Consider the following 4,388-nt stretch of genomic DNA (forward strand, 5'->3'; position numbering starts at 1 on the left):
GACAGAAAAAAATCCGTAGTGCCAACCGACTCCAGTTGAAAATTTTAACTTGTTGAAAAATTGGGGATGTTTGAGATAGGGTCACGAAGTTGGGTTAAGCCGCGGCCTGTTCCGGCGCAGAAGAATAGCTGTTCGTTAAAAAGTCTCCGGCGCCGCCGTGGATTGAGGCAATTTAATATACTGACTCTGAAGCTGTTTGGAAACACTGGATGATTACCCTACCCCCGGCCTGGCTCAATAATAATGCGTCACATATGTTCAAAAAGTCTGATCCCTCTGTATGCTCAGGATAGGCGGCAGAACGGACAAATACTGCAAAATAGCCGCAACAGAGTAACTTCAGCCGGAATTGCCGCACCAACGATCTCATGGCAGCACGTTGTCTGCGGGGCCTTTGTGCTGATATTTTGATATGATTGCATGCCAACCAAATTTTGGTCATCGGGAATGCAGTAAGATTGGCGTCAACCCACCAGGATATTCAATGGCCTACAAAATTTCGATTATCGGGACTGTTCTGTCGTTGCTGGCTCTGACTGCCTGTGGACCAGGTGGTGTGCGCAAGATCGTGCAGCTAGAGCCCACTGGTCGCCAGCAACTTTATGTCAGGGAGGCGACACAGCCGCCTGGGATATTGTGCGGCGTGAATACATCCGGCCTTGCACCACCCGTTTTCCAGGATCTGTCGCCCGATGCCGTCGTTGTCGGGTATGAAAGTGCGTCCCAACCGGACGGTGAGCGTCCCCGCTGCCGCAGCAATGTGGCAATCGATCATCATGGCTGGCTGGTTTTTGGACTGGAACCCATCCGCGAGCAGGCACCCAGTCAGCTGGTGGGCGCCTTTGTTAGCGGTGCAACCCGATCATATGGGCAGACCATCAATTGCCCTGCGCCACAATCGGGTGATCATGGCCGGTTCGTTGCCGGGATGTCGCTTAATGGTGGGGCCCTGTCCGGAATGCGGCCGGCCGATTCGGCAAGCGATACAGCACATGCCGCGATACCGGCGCGCCCGATCGTTGTCGACGGCCGGACGATCAGCTTTCGCGAATCGGCGACGGATGGCGCACGTGACTATCCCTGGAGAACCAGCGGATTGCCTCTTACTCTCACGGCCGAGGATGTCGCGCATGTGGCCTCGGCCATCGAGGGTCGTTTTGACACGGCACGCCGCTTTGGAGATTTCATTCCGGTATTCTTCATCGGAGCGGAGAACCCCAGTGCGGATACACGGCGTCAATGTCTTCTGCAACTGCACGACATTCGCCTGAATCTGATTTTTGAAACCACACGCGACTGACAAGAATCTTAATACTTTGTTGGCAAACTTAAACAGGAACGGCATCAGCGCCCCCAACCCGCCATGCGGCTCAGCCTGATTATTGCGGTTTTATGACAACTATCGTCTGCATTAATACCGGGGATACAAAAAACCCAGTCAACATGAAGTAGCGGTAGCGAACATGAAAAAAACTGCTTAACTGGCGTGCCCGGAATTCGTTGGCAGCGTCATCTGGCCGGGGACGAATGGATTTCCTTTCCGCTTTATCTGCGGGAACATTGATCTACTGCTGCTTCTGCGAGATTGCGCACCTGTGCCGTATAAGCGGTTTGCCAAAAGCGGTGGGAGGAATTGACAGCTATCCGGCCATAGAGGCAACCGACCGCCCTTGGGCCGACAAAATCCACAAACGTGTAATTTGGATCACCCAGCATCCTTCTGACTTCCGACATAAAGAATCGCAAACCCGGCCGAACAGGCGCAATGCCTCCGGCATCGCGTTCACCCACAGGCACTTGCGGTAATCTTCCGCACGGATGCAGAGCATTTTCACAAGCCTCTTCGTCCGCTTGCCCGCCGTTATGCATCAACTCATGTATAAATGTACCTGCAAGCGTCCATGCACCTACGTCATAGGCATGTTGTGTATAAGCAATACTGGAACCGGGTCTTTCTGCTTCTCCGTAAAGCTGCCTGCTTTGGCTGGGATGTTTCCATAGATCCACATTGTTATAGAGCTCTTGCGCGGTGCTGTCTGTTCCACCGGGCGTGTTATCCCGGAAATATGCCTTACAATCCCTCCAATGGATAACCCTGAAGACAATATCTTGAGCGCGTGCTAATCTGGCGACCTCCTCATCTGGAACATTGGTCCACCCATGCGGCGCAGTACCGTGGGTCCTGATTTCAAACCGTTGCACCATTCCGGCCGTAGCAGCGCGTGTCGGTAGACTGCTCTGCTGCACGACATGCGTCAGCTCGTGCCCCAGTAATCTCATGCCATCCGGGCTTTCCGGTGCATATTCGCCAGCTCCGAATACGACATTGTTGCCGTACGTAAATGCTTTAGCACTGACACGGCGCGCCAGTTGATTGGCATGCGCGTTACTGTGAACCCTTACATTGCTGAAATCCCATCCGAACCGCGGTTCAAAAAAATCACGCGTTGCTTTCGATAACGGATGCCCACCGCCGTACAGTCTGTCTAACTCCGATTCAAAATCAGCTGGAACCGGCGAAATGCCCCCTTGTGCTTTTGCATGCACTGGCCTCTCTGCTTCTTGCGCCCCCTGCCGCCGCACCAAAGGGGTGATCTGATCTCCGATGGGTTTGGTCTGCACCATTCCTCCCTCCTTCTCCTCACACCCTGGGCCCCCTCTACCGGCGGGACAAGCGCGCTGCAGCTGTGGTTCAGGCATGCGCATCACCCGCTCGGAGACGCGCTCTGCTTCCTGCTCGTATATGTCTCCTGAAGCATTTACCGTCAAATTCGCCTGAATTTTTGTCGACGATCTTGGATGCACCGATATTCGGCTGAAAAAGTAGGCTCGACCGGGTATCGCAGGCTTGGCAGATCTAATCTGCTGAGTTGTCTTGGGTTTCTGTGCGAAGGTGCGCATGGTTAATCTTCCTCCTTCAACAAGAGACGCGACCAAAATACGAGTCAAATTACGGGGTCAGGTCGCGATAGACGAATAACAAGTAGATACTACAAACCGGGATCCGATTCAGAATCAAGCATCCTTGTTCTTACGAACAATAACCCCTATCGTCGTGGGGTGCAATTGATAAAACTCTCCGACTTCTCGTTGGCTGTAGGCACCTGTTTTGTAAGCAGCGATGATCGCCGTGTTGCGATCTTTGTGTTGCGCGGCAATCTCGGACAAAGGCTTTGCCATTGGCCGTTTTTGCTGCTGGGGTATATTGATATCGTCTTTTTCCTTTCCTATCCTTTTCTGCATTTCAGTTACGAAAGCTTCATCCCCTAGGTATATCTGTCCTTTCAGATTCGACCATATTTCAGGGGGATGCTGCACGCCTTCCTGAATAAATTGCTGGTATCGTGCCATTGCAAGCTTTTTTCGCTTGGCGAATAACGATAATATCCACTCCGTTGTCAGCCACTTGGGTTTGGGTGCATCGCCCACCATGGCCGGATAACTGCTCCATGGCCAGTCTTCCAGCCGATTGACTATGCCTTTGACTCTGAGCGGGTTCAAAACAACATAGCGGGAGAGTTCGAGCAGATAATGATCCTTATCCACCAGGATGGCTTTGTAACGTCCCTGAAAAAGATGGCCGCTGCGCCCATGCCGGCGATTCGACGCCTGCGTATAAACGCCATTGAGCTGACGCATGCCCTTTGACAGATTGCCATCCAGCGTCTCAATGATAAGGTGATAATGATTATCCATCAGGCAATAGCCGTGACACAGCCAGTTATAATCCGCAACAACCGTTCCAAGGATTTCCAGAAACCTTAGCCGGTCATCGTCATCTTCATAAATGTTTTCACGGCGATCCCCGCGCGACGTGACGTGATAAAGCGCATTGGGGAATTCTAAACGGAGTGGTCTTGACATAGGTTGTAGTATACACGTAGTTTTATTTATTATCGACCTGACCCTTTCATCTTGCTGATTTTACCCTCAAAAATCTGCCCACAGCCTATTTTGAGGGGTAATTTCACATATTTATTTAATATTTCCAGATACTTAACTTGGCCCGACCCCGAACACCTCGCTCAAAAAACCAAGGATGCTTGATTCTGAGCCAGATCCCGCTTTGCAGTATTCACTTATTATTCGTTATTAGCGACCTGACCCCTATTTGTTATGACCCCTATTTGCGCGCAAAGGGAAGCGTCCCCTTTTATTCTTCCTACCCTTTTTCTTTCCGGTTTAATGAGGGAGGGCAGGCAAAAGCTTACTCTCTACTCCACCCTTTTCGTAAAGGGAAGCGTCCCCTTTTATTCCTTGAGCGCGCTGCAGGGTTCGTCCATCAGCAGGATGGCCGGGTCCAGGGCCAGTGCGCGTGCAATGCAGAGCCGCTGCTGCTGCCCGCCGGACAGGCTCAAGGCGGAGGCATGCAGCCGGTCGCGCACTTC

At 52.1% G+C, this 4,388-nt stretch carries 3 protein-coding genes and 1 pseudogene; 1 reads left to right on the plus strand and 3 read right to left on the minus strand.

Annotation, left to right across the window (positions count from 1 at the left end; all coding sequences use genetic code 11):
* Positions 1-484: 484 nt before the first annotated feature.
* A complete protein-coding gene (locus BLV85_RS14280) occupies positions 485-1,300 on the plus strand; it encodes a hypothetical protein (protein WP_090415891.1) in 816 nt (271 codons plus the stop codon).
* 245 nt (positions 1,301-1,545) lie between these two features.
* Here BLV85_RS14280 and BLV85_RS14285 read toward each other — a convergent pair whose 3' ends face one another.
* From BLV85_RS14285 to BLV85_RS14295, 3 genes and pseudogenes are all read right to left on the minus strand, one after another.
* Positions 1,546-2,901 carry an eCIS core domain-containing protein gene (locus tag BLV85_RS14285; RefSeq protein WP_090415892.1) on the minus strand — a complete coding sequence of 452 codons (1,356 nt, stop codon included), beginning with the start codon at positions 2,899-2,901 and terminating at the stop codon, positions 1,546-1,548.
* Positions 2,902-3,015: 114 nt separating this feature from the next.
* Positions 3,016-3,864: a transposase gene (locus BLV85_RS14290; protein ID WP_090415893.1), complete on the minus strand. Its 849-nt coding sequence runs from the start codon at positions 3,862-3,864 to the stop codon at positions 3,016-3,018.
* 395 nt (positions 3,865-4,259) lie between these two features.
* Positions 4,260-4,388: pseudogene (locus BLV85_RS14295) on the minus strand (ATP-binding cassette domain-containing protein); the annotation flags it as partial.

Source organism: Nitrosomonas halophila, from assembly GCF_900107165.1.
GTDB classification, from domain to species: domain Bacteria; phylum Pseudomonadota; class Gammaproteobacteria; order Burkholderiales; family Nitrosomonadaceae; genus Nitrosomonas; species Nitrosomonas halophila.